The following is a 20,889-nucleotide window of genomic DNA, read 5'->3' on the forward strand; positions in this document are numbered from 1 at the left end:
CCCATGTCGTCACACCAGGCCCATGTCGTCACACCAGGCCCATGTCGTCACACCAGGACGGCCGCGGTGAGGCGGGACAACGGCTCGGCCAGTGCGTTCACCGAGTCCGACAGCCGCTTGACCTGTGCCTTGGACAGGTCGGTGTAGGAGACGAACCCGTCGCCGCGGCGGTAGCGGTCGAGGTCCTTCTGCAGGGCGGTGAAGCGCTGCTCGATGACCCTGCCCAGTGCGGGGTCCTTCGTGTTCACCACCGGGCGCAGCGAGTCGAAGGCGACCCGGGCTCCCTCGACGTTGGCCTGGAAGTCGTACAGGTCGGTGTGCGACCAGATCTCCTCCTCGCCGGTGACCTTGCCGGTGGCCACCTCGTCCAGGAGTTCCTTGGCGCCGTTGGCCATCTGGTCCGGCTGGTACTTCAGCGTCGCGACGCGCGCGTGCAGGTCGCGGGTGTCCGCGAGGAGCTGGTCGGCGTACTTCGCGCGCTCTGGGTCGGTGAGCCGCTTCGAGGCCGGCGCACCGGCCGGCCACCACAGGTCCTTCTCCAGCAGGTGCCAGCCGGTCCAGGTCTGCCCCTCCGCAAGGTCCGCCTCGCGCAGGTCCATCTTCGGGTCGAGGTCACCGAAGGACTCCGCGACCGGCTCGATCCGCTCCCAGTGCGCGCGCACCGGCGCGTAGAGCTCGCGGGCGCGGTCGTACTCGCCCGCCTTGTAGGCCGTCACGAACTGCTTGGTGCCGCCAAGCAGTTTGCCGACCTCGCCCGTGACGTACGCCCGGTAGCGTCCGGCCGCCTGGTCGAGCAGCCGCTGGTCGGCGCCGGCGTTCGCCGTACCCGACCCGGTGACGGTGAACCGCGCCCGGATGCCTTCGCCGGACATGCCGGGCTTGCAGGCCGTGGTGTAGGTGCCGGGCTGGGCGCGGACGACCAGCCGGCGGGTGAGGCCCGGGCCGATGTTCTCGACCTCGCCGGCGATCGCCGTGCCGTCCGCGCGGTAGAGGTAGAACTCGGTGACCTTGCTGCCGTCGTTCGTCACCTCGAACACCAGCGTTCCCGACTTCGCGCTGGTGGCGGAGACCGCGCATGTGTCGTCGGAGGCGGAGACGGTGATCCCACCCTTGGCGCGCCCGCCGTCCCCCCGGTCGGCGGAGGGCTGCGGCTCGTTGGACGTACAGCCCGCCGACGCGAGCAGGACGGTCGTCGCGGCGAGCGCGCAGAGGACTGCGGGAGCCGCCGGGCGTTTCGGGAAAGGCATGGGACAGGTGATCCTTCGGGTCTGCCTTGCCTGCGTTGACTGCGTTGTCAACTGGCGCTTGACGCGGGCGACGCGGGCGACGCGGGCACGGACGGTGCGGCGGCTGTGGAGGGACGGTTGTTCCGGCGGATCTGGCGGAGGAACAGGAACATCACCGGCACCACGTAGGCGACCCACACGCCCGCCTCCAGCCAGGTGGTGGCGGGTGAGAAGTTGAGTGTTCCCTTGAGCAGCGTGCCGAGCCAGGAGGTCGGTGCGATCGTGTCGCTGACGTCGAAGGCCAGATTGTTCAGCCCGGGCAGGATCCGCGCCTCCTGCAGGTCGTGCACGCCGTAGGCGACCACGCCCGCGGCGACCAGGATCAGGAACGCCCCGGTCCAGGTGAAGAACTTCGACAGGTTGAGCCGGAGCGCTCCGCGGTAGATGAGGTAGCCCACGATCACCGCGGTGACGATCCCGAGCGCCGCGCCGGCGAGCGGGGCCACGGTGGAGGTGGCGCCCTGCGCGGTGCGGGTGGCCGCCTGGGTGGCGGCCCACAGGAACAACGCGGTCTCCAGACCCTCCCGGCCGACCGCGAGCATGGCGACGACGACCAGGCTGGTCCGGCCTCCGCCGGCGGCACGGTCGATCTGGCCTCGCAGCTCCGAGGACAGCCCGCGGGCCGAGCGCGCCATCCAGAACACCATCCAGGTCACGAACCCGACGGCCAGGATGGACAGCGAACCCCCGATCGCCTCCTGTGCCTCGAAGCTCAGGCCGCGAGGGCCGAACGTGAGTAGCGCGCCGAACGCCAGCGAGACGCCGACGGCGACCGCCACCCCGGCCCAGATCCGGGGAACGAGGCGGCGACGGTCCGACCTCACGAGGTAGGCGACCAGGATGACCACGACCAGGGAGGCCTCGAGCCCCTCGCGCAGTCCGATCAGGTAGTTCGCCAGCATTCGTCCACTCCGACACGACAGAGGCGTTTGGCGGGAAGCGTTCCCGCAGGGACCTTTCCCCAAGGGAAGGCTAGCCTAACTTGGACGGAACCCGTTAACACCCCACGCGGCCCTTCTCCCGCAACCCGTCGAGACCTCGGGACTTTCGGCCCTGTGCCGGTGAGGAGATGGTCAGGTGGTGTGGAGGTCGCACCGTGAAGACATTCCCGTGCCGGGCGCCGATGGCTCCCAACGGTCGAGGAACGCAGCCCCCAGACTCCCGGAGATCGCGTTGACCACTCGTACGACAGGCACCCGGCGCAAAGCCACCCGCTCGAACCCCCCGAAAGGCAGCAATGGCGGCGGCTGTGCCCGGGACGCGGAGGATGCCGCCCTCGACCGCCTGCTGGCGGCGATGGAGGACCTGCGGGACGGCAACTTCCGGCGCCGGGTGACCGTCGGCGGCGACGACGAGGTGACCGCCAAGATCGCCGCGGCGTTCAACGAGATCGCCGAGCGCAACCAGGGCCTGGTGGGCGAGTTGATGCGGGTACGCGAGGCCGCCGGCCGGGAGGGCCAGTTCACCGAACGCCTGCGCCTGGACGACATGCCGGGCGGCTGGTCGATCGCCGGGAACCTGGTGAACGACACCATCGAGGACCTGCTGCAGCCCACGGCGGAACTCAGCCGGGTGCTCGGCGCGGTGGCCGACGGAGACCTGAGCCAGCGGGTCTCCTTCCACGCCACCAGGGCGCCGGCCGGTGGCGAGCTGGACTCGCTCAGCAAGACGGTCAACGGCCTGCTCGACCAGTTGGCGATGTTCGCCTCGGAGGTCACCCGGGTGGCCACCGAGATCGGCATGGAGGGGCGGCTGGGTGGCCAGGCCCAGGTGCCCGGCGCCACGGGAACCTGGAAGGACCTCACCGACTCGCTGAACTCCATGATCGCGAACGTCACCGCGCAGGTCCGTGACGTCTCCCAGGCGGCGAAGGCGGTGGCCCGCGGCGACCTCAGCCAGAAGATCTCGGTGGACGTGTCCGGCGAGGTGCTGGAGCTGAAGTTCACGTTCAACACGATGGTCGACCAGCTGTCCTCGTTCGCCGACGAGGTGACGCGGGTCGCGCGCGAGGTCGGTAGCGAGGGACGGTTGGGTGGGCAGGCGCAGGTGCCGGGGGTGGCCGGCACCTGGCGCGATCTCACCGACTCGGTGAACTTCATGGCCGAGAACCTCACCGGCCAGGTCCGCAACATCGCCCAGGTCGCCACCGCGGTCGCCCGCGGCGACCTCAGCCAGAAGATCGACGTCGACGCACGCGGCGAGATCTCCGCCCTGAAGAACACCATCAACACCATGGTCGACCAGCTCTCCTCCTTCGCCGACGAAGTGACCCGCGTCGCCCGCGAGGTCGGCACCGACGGACGGCTGGGTGGACAGGCGCAGGTGCCGGGGGTGGCCGGCACCTGGCGCGACCTGACCGACTCGGTGAACTTCATGGCCGAGAACCTCACCGGCCAGGTCCGCAACATCGCCCAGGTCGCCACCGCGGTCGCCCGCGGCGACCTCAGCCAGAAGATCGACGTCGACGCACGCGGCGAGATCTCCGCCCTGAAGAACACCATCAACACGATGGTCGACCAGCTCTCCTCCTTCGCCGACGAAGTGACCCGCGTCGCCCGGGAGGTGGGCAGCGACGGCCGGCTGGGTGGTCAGGCGCAGGTGCCCGGCGTGGCGGGCACGTGGCGCGACCTCACCGACTCGGTGAACTTCATGGCGGAGAACCTCACCGCCCAGGTGCGAGGCATCGCGCAGGTGACGACGGCGGTCGCCCGCGGCGACCTCAGCCAGAAGATCGACGTCGACGCGCGCGGGGAGATCCTGGCGCTGAAGAACACCATCAACACGATGGTCGACCAGCTCTCGTCCTTCGCCGACGAAGTGACCCGCGTCGCGCGCGAGGTCGGCACCGACGGACGACTCGGCGGCCAGGCCGAGGTGCCCGGGGTGGCGGGCACGTGGAAGGACCTGACCGACAACGTCAACATCATGGCGGAGAACCTCACCGCCCAGGTCCGCAGCATCGCCCAGGTGACGACCGCGGTCGCCCGCGGCGACCTCAGCCAGAAGATCGACGTCGACGCACGCGGAGAGATCTCCGCTCTGAAGAACACCATCAACACGATGGTCGACCAGCTCTCGTCCTTCGCAGACGAAGTGACCCGCGTCGCGCGCGAGGTCGGCACCGACGGCCGGCTGGGTGGTCAGGCCCGGGTCCGTGGCGTCGGCGGGACCTGGAAGGACCTCACCGACAACGTCAACATCATGGCGGAGAACCTCACCGCCCAGGTGCGCAGCATCGCCACCGTGGCGACCGCCGTCGCCGGCGGCGACCTGAGCAAGAAGATCACCGTCGAGGCCAAGGGCGAGGTCGCCGCGCTGGCCGAGACGATCAACGGGATGGTCGACACGCTGCGCGCGTTCGCCGACGAGGTGACCCGGGTGGCGCGCGAGGTCGGCACCGAGGGAACCCTGGGCGGTCAGGCCCGGGTGCCCAACGTCGCCGGTACGTGGAAGGACCTCACCGACAACACCAACTTCATGGCGAACAACCTGACCAGCCAGGTGCGCAACATCGCCCAGGTCACCACCGCGGTCGCGCAGGGCGACCTGAGCAAGAAGATCGACGTCGACGCACGCGGGGAGATCCTCGAGCTGAAGAACACCATCAACACGATGGTCGACCAGCTGTCGGCGTTCGCCTCGGAGGTCACCCGCGTCGCCCGCGAGGTCGGTACGGAAGGAAAGCTGGGCGGGCAGGCCGAGGTGGTCGGAGTGTCCGGCACCTGGCAACGGCTCACCGAGAGCGTGAACCACCTGGCCGGCAACCTCACCTCCCAGGTGCGCGCGATCGCCGCCGTCGCCACCGCGGTCACCGAGGGCGACCTGACCCGGCAGATCACCGTGGATGCCTCCGGTGAGGTCGCCGAGCTCAAGGGCAACATCAACCAGATGATCGCCAACCTGCGCGAGACCACCACCTCCAACCTCGAACAGGACTGGCTGAAGACCAACCTGGCAAGGATTTCCGGCCTGATGCAGGGCTGCCACGACCTCAAGGCGCTGGCGTCGCTGATCATGAGCGAGCTCGCTCCGCTGGTCTCCGCGCAGTACGGATCGTTCTACCTCGCCACCAGCGACCTCGACGCCGACGTGATCCTCGAACGCACCGCCGGCTACGGATCCATTCCCACCGACCTGGTGGACGCGCCGGCCGCGAGGTTCTGCCTGGGCGAGTCGCTGGTCGGGCAGGCCGCCGCGGACAAGCGGACGATCGTGATGGCCGGCGCGTCCAGCTACGTACGCATCTCCACCGGGCTGGGCACTGTCATGCCGTCCAACGTCATCCTCGTCCCGGTGCTGTTCGAGGGCCAGACGCTCGGCGTGATCGAACTCGCCTCGGTGAAGGACTTCACGGCGGTGCACCGGGACCTGCTGGAGCAGCTGAAGGAGACCATCGGCGTCAACGTCAACACGATCGTGGCGAACTCCCGTACGGAGGCGTCGCTCGCGCAGTCCCAGCGGCTCGCGCAGGAGTTGCAGGCCCGCTCCGAACAGCTCCAGCAGCAGCAGGAGGAGCTGCAGCGCTCCAACATCGAACTCGCCGAGAAGGCGGCCCTGCTGGCCAGCCAGAACCGCGACATCGAGATCAAGAACATCGCCATCGAGCAGGCCAGCCAGGAGCTGGAGGAACGCGCCCGTCAACTCTCGCTTGCGTCGACGTACAAGTCGGAGTTCCTGGCGAACATGTCCCACGAGCTGCGGACGCCGTTGAACAGCGTGCTGATCCTCGCGAAGCTGCTGGCCAACGACCTGCACGGCAACCTGACCGCACAGCAGATCGAGTTCGCCCGGACGATCTACTCCGCGGGCACCGACCTGCTGCAGATGATCGACGACGTTCTCGACCTCGCCAAGGTGGAGGCCGGCCGGATGGAGGTGCTCGTCGTACCCGTGACGGTGGAGGACCTCGTCGGCTACGTGGACTCGCTGTACCGGCCGATGGCGGCGGAGAAGGCACTCGACTTCTCGGTGACGGTGTCCCCCATGGTCCCGTCCACCCTGCAGACCGACCGGCACCGGCTGCAGCAGATCCTGCGCAACCTGCTGTCCAACGCCGTGAAGTTCACCCACACCGGCGGCGTCCAGCTGCACATCCGGCTGGTCGGGCAGTCCGAGGTGAACAGCCCGTCACTGCAGGCCGCGCACTCCCGGGTGGCGTTCGTCGTCGAGGACACCGGGATCGGGGTCGCCGCGGACAAGCTGGCGCTCATCTTCGAGGCGTTCCAGCAGGCTGACGGCACGACCAGCCGGAAGTACGGCGGGACCGGCCTCGGCCTGTCCATCAGCCGCGAGCTGGCCCGCCTGCTGGGCGGCGAACTCCAGGTCTTCAGCGAGGCAGGCCGAGGAAGCACGTTCACCCTCGTACTGCCCATCGGTGAGCAGATCGCGCTGACGGACCAGACCTCACCCGGATGGCAGGCGATGCGGGGTACGCCGATGTCCGGTACCGCCATCCCGGCGACCAGGGCGCCCGGACCGGCGATCCCGGGCGGCATGAAGGTCCCCGAGACGAGGCCGTCGGACTCGCGGCCGGCCGACGCGGACGTCTCCGCGCCGCAGGCGAGCGCCGACATGGAGGGTAAGGAGGGTACGGATGGCAAGGGTGGTGCCGAGCCGACCACGCCGACCGCCTCCGACCCGCGGCCTCCCGGCAACGGCTCGATTCCCGGGGTGAAGTCGCCCGGGATGCGGATTCCCGGTCCGATGACGCCCGGATCGGGCGGCCCCACTCCGATGCCGCCCGGCAACGGCCTGCCCGGCAAGGTCGTGCCCGGCAAGGTCGTGCCCGGCAAGGTCGTGCCCCGTGAGGCGAGCGACACCACGCGACCGAACGCCGAGCGGCACGAGGACACGCCGCCCGGCGCGCCGGACGGGCGGGTTCACGACGAGACCGTCCGCAACGGCCCCGGTGAGTACGCACCGCCGCCGCCCTCCGCCCAGTCCGCGTACGCCGGAAACGCGCCGCGGCCGGGCTCGGCGGAGGAGGCGCGCTGGCGGCACTTCCGGGCGTTCGAAGGGGAACGCATCCTCGTGGTCGACGACGACCCGCGCTACATCTACGCGCTGGCCACCGCACTGGAGCAGCACGGCCTGAACCCACTCTGCGTCGAGAACGGCATGGAGGCGGTCCGCACGCTGGAACAGGACACCGACGTCGACCTGGTGCTGATGGACGTGATGATGCCGGGCCTGGACGGCAACGCGACGATGACGACGATCAGGAAGATGCCGAAGTACCGTGAGCTGCCGATGCTCGCGGTCACCGCCAAGGCGATGAAGGGCGACCGGGAGCAGAGCCTTTCCGCCGGTGCCACCGACTACGTCACCAAGCCGGTGGACATCGACCAACTGCTGCACCTGATCGCGACGTACCTGCCCGGTGATCCGACGGTGCCGCAGCAGAACCATCCGGACCGGTCGTAGGGGCGAACGCCGGGCGGGCCGCCTCCCACCCGCGCAGCTTCAGTGCCCGGCGGCGAGGATCGACGGTGCCGGCGCGGCCACCGCGGCCACGGCGTCGGCGACGGCGAGGTCCACCAGGGCCGTGCACACGGGCCGGGCGCACTCGCAGTCGAAGGTCCGTACGACCGTCGCGGTGTCGACCGGGACCAAGGGTCTGGTCAGCGGGCCGGCGTACTGCGTGACCAGCGCGTCGTTTCCGTACCGGACGAGAGCGCGGCGTTCGTCCACGCTCGTGGCCGTGGGGCCGTCGGCGAGCGCCGCCGCGAAGACCCGCTCCACCCCGGCGAGCGTCTCCTCCTCGGTCAGGTCGTCGACGACCAGCGTGGTGACGCCCGAGTCCGCGAGGGTCGCGGTCTGCCGGTCCCAGGTCCGCAGGTAGTACGCCGGCACACCCTCCGGATGCCGACCGCGCAACCGTTCGTACTGGACCTCCCGCGACGGCATCAGCCACACCGCCCGGCCGGCCGCGGTCACCAGCTCCGGGGTGATCGGGCCGCCCTCGGCCACCACCAGCGGGGACGCCGGCAGCGCGCGCAGGTCGTCGGCGATCATCGGCGCCCGGTCGTAGAGGTCGTGCGCCGGCCCGCGATCCGGCATCCGCACACCGGCGGCGCGCGCCCGCTCGCGATGGATCCAGGTGCGGCTGTCGGAGCTGTACCAGCGAAGGCCGTGCCGCCGCGCCAGCCTCCTGGCGACCGTCGTCTTGCCCGCACCCGCCGGGCCGCCGATCCACAGCACGTACGAAAGGTCCATGTCCCCCATCATGTTCCGGGGATACGAGGCGGGACATCGCGGGTGGTGACCGGCTGTGTCGTGGACGTGTCGGCCACCTCGTAGTAGGACGGACGACGGGAGGCGACCGGTGCGGGTCCGCGTCACCGGCGTGGATCCGCGGCAGTTGAGGCCGAGGAGCGGTGAAGTCATGAGGATTCTTGTCACGGGGGCGGGCGGCGCCATCGGTGGAGCGGCCACCGCCCGGCTCGTCGAGGCCGGGCACGACGTGCGGGCGCTGGTGCGCGAGGAGGACACCCCGCCGGACGTCGACGGTGTCGAGGTCGTACGCGGAGACGCCACCGACCCGGCGGCGGTGGCGCCGGCAGTGGACGGTGCGGATGCCGTGGTGCACCTGGCCGCGACGCCCGCACCTCTAGGCCGGCCCGAGGACGTGTTCGTCAACAACTCCTGCGCGACGCTGGTGGTGCTGCAGTACGCCGCCGAGGCGGGGGTGGGCCGGGCGGTGATCGCCTCCAGCGTGTCCGCGCTGGGCCTGGCATGGGCCCGCGAGGTGAACTCACCGGCGTACGTGCCGATCGACGAGGACCACCCGTTCTGGCCCGAGGAGTCCTACGGCCTGTCCAAACAGGTGGACGAGGCGACCGCGGCGATGATCCACCGGCGCTTCGAGCTGCCGATCCTCGCCTACCGGTTCCCGTACACCACCACCGCGGAGGCGCTTGCCGAGCGCGCCGCGCAGGTCCGCGCGGACCCGGCGGAGGCGGTGCGGGAGCTGTGGGCCTACCTCGACGTACGGGACGCGGCCGAGGCGATCCGGCTCGGCGTCGAAAGCGACGTGCCGGGGTTCCATCCGGTGTACGTCATGGCGCCGGACACCCTGGCCGACCGCCCGACCGCCGAACTGGTCGCGCGCTACCACCCGACCAGCGAGGTGCGCACGCCACTGGCCGGGCGGCAGACGCCGTACGTCATCACCAGAGCCGAGCAGCTGCTCGGTTTCCATGCCCGCCACCTGGTCGCCGGCGATCGGACAGGCGAGACGAATTGAGGCCGCGAACTGGCCGCTGTCCCTCCTACGGTCGGGCTCATGACGACCGCTACTTCCACTCCCCTGCCCGAAGAGCACGCCGAACTGCTGGGTGCGCTGGCCGAACAACGCGACCTGCTCCTCATCACCGTCCGCGGCGTGACCGACGCCCAGGCCTGGCAGCGCACGACGGTGAGCGAACTCACCCTGGGCGGGATCGTCCGGCACCTGGCCACCGGTGAGCGGGTCTGGGCGCGGATCGTCGTCACCGGCGACGGGGAACTGCCCGACGGCATGCTCGACACCGGGCAGTACCACATGGGCGCGCAGGACTCCCTTGCGTCGTTGCTGGAGTCGTACGCGACGGCGGCGAGCGGACTGGCGGATGTCGTACGCACGAATCCCGATCTCGGGCGGAAGGTGCTGCTCCCGACCACGCCGTGGTCCCCGCCCGAGCCGATCCACTGGCCGGTACGCCGGATCCTGCTGCACCTGATCCGGGAGACGGCCCAGCACGCAGGGCACGCGGACATCATCCGGGAGACGCTGGACGGTGCCAGTACCACCGCCCAGCGATGATCTCCGCGGCCAGGCCCGCATCATCGGCGATCAGGGACTCAGCGTGGGACGACGCCATGGCGGTCGATGTGCGGACCGGCCACGGTGTCGGCGGACGCGGCGGCCACGATCGCGTCGGTGCCCTCGGTGACGGTCTGGTGCCCCCGGTGCCCGTTGAGGTCGGTGGCGGTGTAGCCGGGATCGACGGTGGTGACCCGAACGCCCGGCAGGTCCCTGGCGTACTGGTTGGCGATCATGTTCAGCGCGGCCTTCGAGGACTGGTAGACCATCCCCGGTACGCCCGACTCGGTGCGCTCGGGATCGTTGACCAGGGCGATCGAGCCGAGGCCGCTGGACACCATCACCAGCCGAGGACGCGGTGAGGCGGTCAGCAACGGCAGGAACGCGTGCGTCACCCGCACCGGGCCGAGCACGTTCACCCCGAACACAGGAAGGAAGTCGGCGGGCACGGTCTCCAGTGTCGTCGGGTGACTTCCTGCGATGCCCGCGTTGTTGACCAGGACGTCCAGCCCGGTGCCCGACTCCACGACGATGTCGTACGCCGTCAAGACGGACTTGTCATCGGTGACGTCCAGCACGACAGGGCGTACGTCGGCATCGGGCTGGTCGGTCCTGATCCTGGTCGCGGCGTCAAGCCCGGCTTGCTCGTCGCGGGCGGCCATCCAGACGGTCCAGCCCAACAGGGACAGCCGGCGGGAGGTCTCCAGGCCGAGGCCCTTGTTGGCGCCGGTGACCAGGACAGTGGTGCGGTCGGTGTGATTGGTGTGCTCACTGTGGTTGCGGTTCTTCGTCATGGCACCACCCTGCGGCGGTCGGCGAGGGTCTGCCAGGACCGGCCGATCGTGGGACCGGCGGTCCTACCCCCACGACTGGCGTGGTCCGGCGGCCGTGGGCATGCTGGAGGCGTGAAGGCGAACCGCGAGGAGCTGGCCCGGGTGATCAGGCGTGCCCGTGAGCGCGTCGGGCCCGGCGAGGTGGGTCTGCCGGTGGGCCGCCACCGTCGCGTACCCGGCCTGCGACGGGAGGAGCTCGCCCAGCTCGCCGGGATCAGCGTCGACTATGTCGTACGGCTGGAGCAGGGCCGCGGGCCGCAGCCGTCGGAGCAGGTGCTGACCGCCCTGGCCCGGGCACTGCGGCTGGACACCGACGAGCGTGATCATCTCTTCCACGTCGCCGGGGGTACGCCACCGCGGCAGGGCCAGATCGACCTGCACGTGCGCCCCGGTGTTCTCCGGCTGATCGACCGCTTCACCGACCTGCCGGCGATGGTGCTCAGCGCGAAGAGCGACATCCTCGCCTGGAACGCGATGTCGTCCGCGCTGCTCGGTGACTGGTCCGCGTTGTCACCGGAGCGCAGGAACCAGAGCCGGCTCCGGTTCCTGCCGGACCCGAACGAACCCCCGCACAGCCCCATCGGCGGCTCTCCGGAGGAGCGCGCCCGCACCTCCGCTCAGGCGGTCGCGAACCTGCGCGCCGCGGCCGGCCGATATCCCGACGACCCCGGACTGCGGCGGTTGCTCGCCGACCTGCGGCGGGGTTCGGCGGAGTTCCGCGAACTCTGGGACGACGTCGACGCCTCGGTCTGGCGGAGTCACACCAAGACGGTGATCCATCCCTCGCTGGGCGAGCTCACCCTCGAGTGCGACACCCTGCACATTCCCGAGTCCGATCAGTTGCTGGTCGTCTACTCCGCCGCGCCCGGCACTTCCGAAGCCGACGCCCTTGCCCTGCTGCGGGTCGTCGGCACTCAGGACCTCACTCCTGCCGCGGACCTTCCCGCGCGCGACCGCTGACTCCCGCGATGCTTGGCAGGGTTGAGCCGGGGCCATGGGGATGGGCCGCGTCGAAGGCACGGGAGAGCTTCGCCGGTACGACCATGCGCCAGGCGTCGACGACGAGCTCGCGGGCCTCCGTCGGCTCGAGAGCGGTGAGGTCGGCGTGGACCCAGTTGAACCGTAGGTCCGAGGTCGCCGGCAGGTGGAACTTGTGTGGCTCACCCGCCACGAGCGCCGCTCGTTCCTCACGGGGAAAGGCGAAGCCCATCACGCTCTCGTCGATGGAGAACGCCACGTAGACGATCTGTTTGACCCGGAACTTCAACCTGCCGCGCACCCACACCTCGTAGGAGCGTTCCAGTTCCGTCCCGAGCGGCCGGACGTCGCCGATCGTCGCCATGAGCGTTTCTTCCTCCCCGTTCCCGGTTTCACCGGGGTCGGCTCACCGGTCCTCACCGCCACGCGCGGCGGCCAGGTGGGCGCCGGCCGCCTGCTCCAGGTGCAGCAGGTCCGAGGCCACACTGGCGAACGTGAACCCCTCGGCCAGTCGTTTCGCGGCGACCTCGCCGTCGTGGGTGTGGATTCCGGCCGCCACGCCGGCCGCCTTCGCGGCCTCGCGCACCGCACGCAGTGCCGACTCGAACTCTCCGGCGACGGCGGGATCGCCCGGCATCGCTCCCCCGAGTCCGAGAACCAGATCCGACGGACCGACGTAGACACCGTCCAGTCCGGGCGTACGGCAGATCGCGTCGACGTTCTCCAGGCCCTCGCGGGTCTCGATCATCACGAACACCAGCGTGTCTTCGTTTGCCTGGCTCGGGCGTGGACCGATCCGCAGGCCGGACCGCATCGGTCCGTACGACCGCCTGCCGATTGGTGGATACCGGGTGGAGCTCACGGCGGCGGCTGCCTCCGCCGGTGTGTCCACCAGTGGGACGATCACTCCGGCCGCACCGGCATCGAGTGCACGTCCGATCGGCGTGAGGTGGTTGTCCTCCACCCGTACCATTCCGACTGCCTGCCCACCGGCGTCGACGGCCATCAGCCCGTTGAGGATCCCGGAGTAGCCGATCAGCCCGTGCTGCCCGTCGAGCACCACGTAGTCGTAGCCGAGCCGGCCGATGCGTTCGGTCGCCACCGGAGCGTCCAGGGCCGACCAGTAGCCGATCGCCCTTTCCCGCCGACGGATCCTGGCGGCGAACTCCGTCGCAAGACCACTCACCGAACCACTCCTCGCTGTGTCGTGGCCGACGGTTGCCGCGATGTCGACCGGTCGATCGTGTCGGTACGCCAATCCAAGCAGGCTTGGCTTTCCGATGTCACCCGATGTCCGTTCACCGCAAGGCCGTTCCCGGCAGGAGGTGTCGGCGCCCGCAGTACGCCGCAGTGGGAACCCGGTGGTGACGCAAGTCGAAATTGACATCGATTCTTCTTGTGGGTAAGGGGTTTCCTGCGAGCGGAAGTCGATCTTGTCCGGTAGACTCGAACACATGAGCGACGGCGGTGAGTGCTACGGCGACGACCTGGGCGATGGCCCGGGTCGTCGCCGGGTGCTGCCGGACGGGTTCGCTGATGTGCGGGGTGGTCCGCGGCTTGCGGTGCTGCTGGCGTCGGTGGATCGCGGGGTGTGTAACGGGTTCGAGGTGGAGGAGCGGGCCAGGGCGTGGCGGCGGCTGATCGGCTGGGCCGAGGCCGAGTGCCTCGCCGAGGTGAACGAGCTCGCCTACGCCGAACCCGGTATGCCCGACGAGCCGGCCGTACGCAGTCCCGAGATGGACCCGATGACCCAGGCCGTCCTCGAACCTTTGCTGCGATGGTCCGGCTACCACGCCAGCTGGTACCTCGCACTGGCCCTCACCCTGCCCCGTCTGCCGCGTGTGCGTGCGGCGCTGGCGTCCGGTGGGCTGGAGCTGCCCGAGGTGCGGGCGATCGTGGACCGGATCACCGACGCAAACCCCGACCTGTGGGGAGCCATCGAGGACGCCATCTTCCCCAAGGTCCTGGAACTGCGGGGCGGACTGTTGCGGGCGAAGGTCGAAGCGGAGGTCGTCAAGGCCGACCCCGAAGCTGCCGGTAAGCGGCACCGGGAAGCACGCACCGGACGGAACGTGGCGATCTGGCCGGCTGTCGACGGTGTCGCCGACCTGGCGATTCGGGGTCTGTCCGCTGATCAGGCCGCGGAGGCGTACGGGTACATCGACGCGATCGCCCGTGCCGTCAAGTCTGCCGGTGACCCGCGCAAGCTGAGCCAGCTGCGCGCGGACGTCGCCTTCTCCCTGCTCAGCGGCACCGCCGACATCATCGACTGCTCCGCCCCCACAACCACCGCCGACCAGGGCGACAACCAGGCCGCCCAGGACACCGCCCCACACGGGCGGGCCGGCACCGAGGCCGACGACCAGACGCCGGCCGAAGGTGAGTCCGAGCAGCAGCAGTCGGAGGAACAGGTCCAGGGCGACTCCGAGCAGGACGACCCCGGGCATGACGACTCTGAGCAGCGCCCGGCGGAAGTCGAAGCTCCGCAGGAGCAGGCCGACGCCGAGCAGCCCGAAGACGAGCCGCGAGCCCGAGACGACGTCCAGCCCGAGACCGGGCGGGCGCAGAGCGAGACCGAGCAGCCCGAGACCGAGAACGAGCTGGCGCAGGGAGAGACCGAGCAAGGTGGGGAGGGGCGCTGTGCCGTGCACCGGTTCCCCGACCACGACCTGCACGACAGCTGGTGTGAGTGTGGGAACTGTTCTCCGGCACCGGTGGCCAGCTGCACCGTGTGCGGTGCGGCCGCGATGAACGGTATAAGGGTTCACGACACCGCCGCCCACCACGCCGCAGCCCGCAACGCCGAACCGCCGGGACAGCCCGACCAACCCGATCCACCGGGGCAGCCTGATCCACCTGATCGGCCGACAGACAATCCCACACCGCCACCGCCACCGCCACCGCCACCGCCACCGCCACCGCCGTGGACCTCTTCGCAGCCGAGCTGGGGTCCGATCAAGACACGCGCCAAGGTGCAACTGAACATGCCGCTGACCACCCTGATGGGACTGTCCACCCAGCCCGGGGAACTCGGCGGAATCGGACCGATCATCACCGAGGTGGCCCGCCGGATCGTGGCGAACCACCTCGACAACCCCGAAGCCCGCTTCAGCGTCGGGATCACCCACCCGGTCACCGGACGGTTACTGCACCTGCATCCGATACCTGCGAGGTTCCTGCGCGGACTACAGGCAGAACTGGTCCACGCCCGCGACCAGCGCTGCGTGTGGACCACCTGCAGAAGACCCGCCGCGACCTGTCACCTGGACCACAACACCGAGTACGCCGACGGCGGCGAAACCTCCGTCGACAACATCGCGCCGCTGTGCCCACGCCACCACAAGGCGAAAACCGAGAGGGACTGGAAACTGAAGCAGACCGGGCCAGGCGAACACACCCTCACCGACCCGTTCGGTCGCCAGTACCGAAGCGCAGCGCCCTCACTCACTGACCCGGTCGACGAACCAGTGCCCGCCACCGCAGGCACACGGTCAGCTGACGACGACCTGCCACCGTTCTGAGAGCCGACTCATGGGCACTCACCGAAGCGCGACTGGCCTTGTGCGGTACGCCCGACACGGGCACCGACACCGAGATCGGCAGAGTCAGCCCAGCGCTCCCCTGATCACCGGGAGGTGTGCGGGCGGCCCGTCCTCGACCAGGCGTACGACGGCCTCCAGGTCGAGGTGTTCCTCGACGGCGTCGGCGAGGTCGTCTATGCGGCGTTCGCGAGCCGCGGCGAAACTGACCTGCCCCTGCTCGACGGACACGCCGAGCAGGGAGGCGACCTCCGCCAGCCAGGCCCGGCGGAACGCGTCGCCTTCCAGGCTGCCGTGCCACATGGTCCCGAACACCGAACCGCACCGGGCGCCGCCGAGGAACGCCTCGTCCGACCCGAGCGTGACCCGGCCGTGGTGGATCTCGTAGCCTCCCGCCGGGGCGCCGAGCGCCTCACCGGTCGGCAGCCGGAGCACCTTGTCGCGCCCGAAGTCGGTGCGTACGTCGAGCAGGCCGAGCCCCTCGGCGCGAGCACCGGCCGGGCCCTCGACACCGTCCGGGTCGCGCACCTCGCGGCCGAGCATCTGGAACCCTCCGCAGATGCCGAGCACCACCCCTCCGCGGGCCGCGTGGGCGATGATCGCGTCGGCCAGACCCCGCTGCCGCAGCCAGGCCAGGTCGTCGAGCGTTGCCCGGGTGCCCGGGAGCACCACGACGTCCGGTGTGCCCAGCCCGCGGGCGTCGCGTACGAACTCCACGTCCAGGCCGGGTTCGAGGCACAGCGCGTCGACGTCGGTGAAGTTGCTGACCCGCGGCAGCACCACCACCGCGACCCGCAGCCGCGAACCGGAAGCAGCGAAATCCGGCCGGGGACGGGATTCCAGCGCGAGGGCGTCCTCGGAGTCCAGCCAGAGTTCGCGCTGCCAGGGCAGCACACCCAGCACCGGTCGCCCGGTCAGCTCCTCCAGACTGTCCAGCCCGGGTCGCAGCAGGCCGACGTCGCCACGGAACTTGTTCACCACGAACCCGCACAGCAGCGCCTGGTCGGCCGGCTCCAGCAGCGCCACCGTGCCGTACATCGACGCGAACACCCCGCCCCGGTCGATGTCGCCCACCAGGATCGTGGGTACGCGGCCGTGCCGGGCAAGCCCCATGTTCACGTAGTCGAACCTGCGCAGGTTGATCTCCGCCGGACTCCCTGCGCCCTCGCACACCACCACGTCGTAGTGCGCCCGCAGGTCGTCGAACGCGTCGAAGGCGGCCCGGGCCAGCGGACGTCTCCCGGCGAGGAAGTTCGACGCGTCGAGAGTGCCGTACGGCCGGCCCATCACCACCACGTGGCTGCGCAGATCGCTGCCGGGCTTGAGGAGTACGGGGTTCATGGCCGCCTCCGGCTCCGCGCCGGCCGCCACCGCCTGCACCCACTGCGCGCGGCCGATCTCCGCACCGTCGGCGGTGACCATGGAGTTGTTCGACATGTTCTGCGCCTTGAACGGCGCGACCCGGTAACCCCGCCGCCGCAACGCCCGGCACAGCGCCGTGGTGACGACGGTCTTGCCCGCGTCGGACGTCGTGCCGGCCACCAGCAAAGTGCCCTGACCTGTCACCCGGCCGAGGATGTCATGCCGGCCGGGTGGGTGTTACGCGAGGACCCGCTCGGGGGGCTCGGGGGGCTCGGTGGGCCCGGTGGGCTCGGTCGGCTCGGGGGCCGCGGGTTCGGCCCAGACCTCCGCGACCTTCTGTGTGACCCAGAAGAAGGTGAACCCGCCGATCACGATGGACTCCTCGACGAAGATCCAGTGCTCCATCGCGCCGCGCCTCCCGGCGAACCAGACGATCGCCATGGCGAGCAGCGCGAGCGCGAGGCTTCCCCAGTACCAGACCCGCCGGCTTCCTCGGTGACCGAGATGCAAGCCCGAGTTGACGATGACGATGATGAGGCCGGCGAAGAGCACCAGGGCCGACCACCCGTGCCCCATCCGCAGGAACGTCGCCCGGTCGAGGAAGAACACGGCCACCAGGAACACGTATCCGACCGCGAGTACGTGGAGCGCGATCCTCGCGTGCCGGTCACCCACGTGGGACAGGACTCCCTTCCCGGCCCCCATGATCGGTGCGAGATAGGCGACCAGCAGGCCGACCCCGCCGACGAGCAGCACCGCCGCCACGTTCGCCGCGATCGTCGAGGTCGGGATGTCGCAGAAGGCACGGCTCGGGTCGCACTCGGCCTCGCCCCGGCTGGTGGGTACGAAAGCCACTAGGAAGGCCAGGAACCCGGCCGCGTTCAGGGTCACGTCCTCGAACCCGCTCCGCCCGGGATAGATGATCATGCACGCGCCCAGCGAACACAGGCAGGCGATGAACACCGCGTGCGCGGGCGTGTAGTAGTAGGCGCTGACCGAGTCCAGCAGTGAGCCGTACCGCAGCCGCTCCAACGTGATGGCGGCGGCCAGCAGCAACACCAGCAGGACCATCCCGAGCCGCAGATACAGATCGGTACGCCGGACCAGCTGACGGGCGCCGGCCGCGACGGGATCGGTTGTCATCTCACACACTCCCCCGGGGCCGCGTGCGAGACCCGGCACCGGCCCCATATGCCCGCGAGGATGAGCCCGCGGCGGGCGAGCGTCAAGCGCCACCAGGAGGGCTGCGGCCGGGATTGTCCGTACCGTTAACCCCGCGTGCCTGAATCGAGACCTGGCGGCCGAGCGGCCGATCTCGTGGGCCGACCGGCGCTACTCCTCGACGCCCAGCTTGCGGGCGTGCAGGCCGCGTACCTCGTCGGCGAGCAGGGGATCGGGGCCGGCGACCTCGATGCCCGGTGCGACCGTGGTGATCGGCAGCGGCGCGACCGGCGACGGTGGGGCGCCCCACCCTGCCCGCCAGCCGACCAGCTGCTCCGTGCTCGTGGCGTACACGATCCGGCCCAGGCCCACCCAGGCATGCGCGGCACTGCACATCGGGCAGTGCTCGCCGGACGTGTAGACGACGCTGCTTCGGCGCTGCTCCGGTGAGAGGTTCGACGCCGCCCACTTGGCGATCTCGAACTCCGGGTGCCGCGTCTCGTCGCCGTCCTTGACCCGGTTGCGGTCCTCGTGGCGAACGGTTCCCTGATCGTCGACGAGCAGGGAACCGAACGGCTCGTCACCGTCGTCCAGCGCCTCCCGCGCGAGGTCGACACAGCGGCGGAGGTAGCCGCGGTCGGCCGCGGTGAGTCCGGCTACTTCATGGTGTCCAGGCTCCATTCCCGGGAGGCTAGCAGCGGCTCACCGTGCCGAGGATTCACCGGCGGGACCTCGACGTCAGCCGACCGGCTCGGGCACCGGCTCCTCCCTCACCGTACGCAACGCGCGGGCCCAGCTGAGCAGCTCGTCGAGCATGGTCGCGAGCGACGCCTCGTGCCGGGCGTCGGGCTGGAACTCGCTCAGGTTCACGAAGTCGTTCCACAGCGACAACGTGACCTGTGGTCCGACATCGGCAATCTTCAGATGCGCCATCACCTGCCGGAGCTGTTCGACGGCCCGGACCCCTCCGTCCACGCCGTAGCCGACGAAGCCGGCCGCCTTGTGGTTCCACTCCGCGTACACGAAGTCGAGCGCGGTCTTCAGCACACCGGGCATCGAGTGGTTGTACTCGGGGGTGACGAAGACGAACGCGTCGAAGCCGCGGACAGTGTCCGCCCAGCGCCGCGTTCGCTGGTGGGCGTACTGGCCCGCCGCGGCCGGGACACTCTCGTCCAGGTGCGCAAGATCGAAGTCGGCCAGGTCGACGAGCTCGTACTCCGCGCCGCCGTGGGCACTCGCCCGTTCGTGCACCCAGCGGCCCACGGCTTCGCCGTTGCGGCCGGGACGGGTGCTTCCGATGATGATTCCTACTCTGGTCATGGGTTCGACCGTACGGACCGCCACGAAGACGACCCATGCGCGGAAGTCTCGCGGTCATACTCGAGCGTCTTCGCGACCTGATCCCGGGCAGACGGGCGGGGGTACGCTGGCGGGCGTGGACGCGCTCAGCCAGCTGGTCGCCGCGATGCGGACCGGGGAGCCCGATTCGTTCCTGGTCACCCACCGGGCGCCGTGGCACCACTCGTACTCCTCCGTCCAGGGCTCGGGAATCCACGTGATCCTGCAGGGATCCGCCGTGCTGCTGCTGCCCGGCGCGGAGCCGGTTCCGCTCGGTGTCGGGGACGTGGTGCTCACGCCGCGCGGCGCCGCACACGCGCTGGCCGACAGTCCCACGACTCCCCTCTCGGCCCCGGGCACCGCCGCCGAGGGCGACGGGCCGCCCACCGTGCTCCTCTGCGCGGCGTACCGGATGGACCGTTCACGGGTCCATCCGATGCTGTCGGAGCTACCGGAGTACGTCCACCTCCCGGCCCGGCCTGGCCGGGATCCCTCGCTGCGTGCGGCCATCGACCTCCTCGGTCACGAGGTCCAGGAGCGGCAGCCCGGATCCGACGCCGCGATACCCGCGCTGCTGGACACGCTGCTGCTGTTCGCCCTGCGGGCATGGACGGAGGGCTCGGACTGCGACGAGGGAAGGGGATGGGCCGCCGCGCTCAGGGATCACTCGGTCAGCGCGGCGCTGTCGGCGATCCACCGAAACCCCGGCCATCCCTGGACCGTCGAGAGCCTCGGTGTGGAGGCGGGGCTGTCCCGGGCCGCGTTCGCCCGCCGGTTCGCCGCCATCGTCGGGCAGCCACCACTCGCGTACCTGACCTGGTGGCGGCTGGCCACCGCCGCACGGCTGCTCCGCGAGACCGACAGTTCGCTGCACACGGTGGCCCAGCGGGTGGGTTACGCCTCGGAGTTCGCGTTCGCCAACGCGTTCAAGCGGGAGTTCGGAACCGCGCCGGGCGCCTATCGCCGGCAGTAGCCCGGCACAGTGTCGACACCAGCGCATTCCTCGACCGGCGGACTCCTACCGAGGTAGGTCGGCGTGGGAGGGCACCTGGTTGCCGGCGATGGACGCCCGCTCGGCCTCGGTCAGCCCCGCTGCCGCGAGGATCCGCTGCACCATGTCGGTCTTCAGCCGGCCGTACTCGTCGATGTCGGCGGCGAGCGCACCGGCCCGCCGCTTGACCGCGGAGTACTCCTCCCGCAGCGCGGCGTCCGACCGCAGCACCTCGCGCAGGGCCAGGTGGTTACGCAGCGACAGGCAGCCGTCCACGATCACGTAGGTGTGGGTGCCGGCCAGCCGTGGAGGTGACCTGAACGCCCACCGCAGCGGGATCCCCAGCTCCCCCAGCGGCTCGAACCCCAGCGACACCAGGACCTCGCTCGCCGCCGCGACGTGCGCCTCGCCGACGACGATGTCGCAGTCGATGACGGGCTTGGCGGCCAGGCCGGGGGCGGACGTGCTGCCGACATGCTCGATGGCGACGACCGGAATCCCGGCCGCCGCCATCGCCGCGTCGTACTCGTCCCGCAGCGCCGCGAAGCGCTCCGGCCAGGCAGGGTCGTACTCCTCGACGGTGATCACCCGCCGATTT

The 20,889-nt window shown here is 70.3% G+C and carries 17 protein-coding genes; 6 read left to right on the forward strand and 11 right to left on the reverse strand.

All coding sequences use genetic code 11. From position 1 onward, the window contains the following. Positions 1-47: 47 nt before the first annotated feature. Both efeO and efeU read right to left on the reverse strand, forming a co-directional pair. Entirely contained in the window at positions 48-1,247 is a 1,200-nt protein-coding gene (efeO, locus tag FHR37_RS12525) for an iron uptake system protein EfeO (RefSeq protein WP_092882580.1), read from the reverse strand. A 47-nt stretch (positions 1,248-1,294) separates the two neighbouring features. After that, positions 1,295-2,188 (reverse strand): iron uptake transporter permease EfeU, encoded by an 894-nt coding sequence (gene efeU, locus FHR37_RS12530; protein ID WP_092882579.1) that lies wholly within the window; start codon positions 2,186-2,188, stop codon positions 1,295-1,297. A 271-nt stretch (positions 2,189-2,459) separates the two neighbouring features. Here efeU and FHR37_RS12535 point away from each other — a divergent pair, with 271 nt between their 5' ends. Next, positions 2,460-7,709, forward strand: coding sequence for a HAMP domain-containing protein (locus tag FHR37_RS12535; RefSeq protein ID WP_202817997.1), 5,250 nt, complete (start codon positions 2,460-2,462; stop codon positions 7,707-7,709). A gap of 39 nt (positions 7,710-7,748) precedes the next feature. Here the strand turns inward: FHR37_RS12535 and FHR37_RS12540 are convergent, their stop codons facing one another. Continuing rightward, a complete protein-coding gene (locus FHR37_RS12540) occupies positions 7,749-8,501 on the reverse strand; it encodes a cytidylate kinase family protein (RefSeq protein WP_092882577.1) in 753 nt (250 codons plus the stop codon). Between the two features lie 169 nt (positions 8,502-8,670). Here FHR37_RS12540 and FHR37_RS12545 point away from each other — a divergent pair, with 169 nt between their 5' ends. After that, entirely contained in the window at positions 8,671-9,531 is an 861-nt protein-coding gene (locus tag FHR37_RS12545) for an NAD-dependent epimerase/dehydratase family protein (protein WP_092882576.1), read from the forward strand. A gap of 39 nt (positions 9,532-9,570) precedes the next feature. After that, the gene (locus FHR37_RS12550) at positions 9,571-10,089 is read left to right on the forward strand and encodes a DinB family protein (protein ID WP_202817996.1); all 519 of its coding nucleotides are present in this window, start codon (positions 9,571-9,573) and stop codon (positions 10,087-10,089) included. Between the two features lie 38 nt (positions 10,090-10,127). Here FHR37_RS12550 and FHR37_RS12555 read toward each other — a convergent pair whose 3' ends face one another. After that, positions 10,128-10,883 carry an SDR family NAD(P)-dependent oxidoreductase gene (locus FHR37_RS12555; RefSeq protein ID WP_092882575.1) on the reverse strand — a complete coding sequence of 252 codons (756 nt, stop codon included), beginning with the start codon at positions 10,881-10,883 and terminating at the stop codon, positions 10,128-10,130. Positions 10,884-10,994: 111 nt separating this feature from the next. Here FHR37_RS12555 and FHR37_RS12560 point away from each other — a divergent pair, with 111 nt between their 5' ends. Further along, positions 10,995-11,882 (forward strand): helix-turn-helix transcriptional regulator, encoded by an 888-nt coding sequence (locus FHR37_RS12560; RefSeq protein ID WP_092882574.1) that lies wholly within the window; start codon positions 10,995-10,997, stop codon positions 11,880-11,882. Here the strand turns inward: FHR37_RS12560 and FHR37_RS12565 are convergent. Next, on the reverse strand, positions 11,845-12,264 hold the full coding sequence (locus FHR37_RS12565) for an MmcQ/YjbR family DNA-binding protein (protein WP_092882573.1): 420 nt from the start codon (positions 12,262-12,264) through the stop codon (positions 11,845-11,847). The genes FHR37_RS12560 and FHR37_RS12565 overlap by 38 nt on opposite strands. Before the next feature lie 42 nt (positions 12,265-12,306). Beyond that, entirely contained in the window at positions 12,307-13,086 is a 780-nt protein-coding gene (locus tag FHR37_RS12570; RefSeq protein WP_237768686.1) for an HpcH/HpaI aldolase family protein, read from the reverse strand. 268 nt (positions 13,087-13,354) lie between these two features. On the opposite strand from FHR37_RS12570, the gene FHR37_RS31505 reads away from it, so the two are divergent. After that, positions 13,355-15,421 carry an HNH endonuclease signature motif containing protein gene (locus FHR37_RS31505; protein WP_237768685.1) on the forward strand — a complete coding sequence of 689 codons (2,067 nt, stop codon included), beginning with the start codon at positions 13,355-13,357 and terminating at the stop codon, positions 15,419-15,421. Between the two features lie 84 nt (positions 15,422-15,505). Here FHR37_RS31505 and FHR37_RS12580 read toward each other — a convergent pair whose 3' ends face one another. The 4 genes from FHR37_RS12580 to FHR37_RS12595 all read right to left on the reverse strand — a co-directional run bounded on the left by FHR37_RS12580 (position 15,506) and on the right by FHR37_RS12595 (position 19,282). Beyond that, on the reverse strand, positions 15,506-17,017 hold the full coding sequence (locus FHR37_RS12580) for a cobyric acid synthase (protein WP_237768710.1): 1,512 nt from the start codon (positions 17,015-17,017) through the stop codon (positions 15,506-15,508). A 21-nt stretch (positions 17,018-17,038) separates the two neighbouring features. Continuing rightward, positions 17,039-17,944, reverse strand: coding sequence for a hypothetical protein (locus FHR37_RS12585; RefSeq protein WP_092882568.1), 906 nt, complete (start codon positions 17,942-17,944; stop codon positions 17,039-17,041). A gap of 189 nt (positions 17,945-18,133) precedes the next feature. Continuing rightward, positions 18,134-18,643 (reverse strand): nucleoside deaminase, encoded by a 510-nt coding sequence (locus FHR37_RS12590; RefSeq protein ID WP_092882567.1) that lies wholly within the window; start codon positions 18,641-18,643, stop codon positions 18,134-18,136. Positions 18,644-18,700: 57 nt separating this feature from the next. Continuing rightward, a complete protein-coding gene (locus FHR37_RS12595; RefSeq protein WP_092882566.1) occupies positions 18,701-19,282 on the reverse strand; it encodes an NADPH-dependent FMN reductase in 582 nt (193 codons plus the stop codon). Between the two features lie 115 nt (positions 19,283-19,397). Here FHR37_RS12595 and FHR37_RS12600 point away from each other — a divergent pair, with 115 nt between their 5' ends. Next, positions 19,398-20,273 (forward strand): AraC family transcriptional regulator, encoded by an 876-nt coding sequence (locus FHR37_RS12600; protein WP_092882565.1) that lies wholly within the window; start codon positions 19,398-19,400, stop codon positions 20,271-20,273. A gap of 45 nt (positions 20,274-20,318) precedes the next feature. Here FHR37_RS12600 and FHR37_RS12605 read toward each other — a convergent pair whose 3' ends face one another. Beyond that, complete coding sequence (locus tag FHR37_RS12605; RefSeq protein ID WP_092882564.1) at positions 20,319-20,879, reverse strand: GrpB family protein; 561 nt, start codon at positions 20,877-20,879, stop codon at positions 20,319-20,321. Positions 20,880-20,889: the final 10 nt, after the last annotated feature.

It is taken from the genome of Actinopolymorpha cephalotaxi, from assembly GCF_013408535.1.
GTDB lineage: Bacteria > Actinomycetota > Actinomycetes > Propionibacteriales > Actinopolymorphaceae > Actinopolymorpha > Actinopolymorpha cephalotaxi.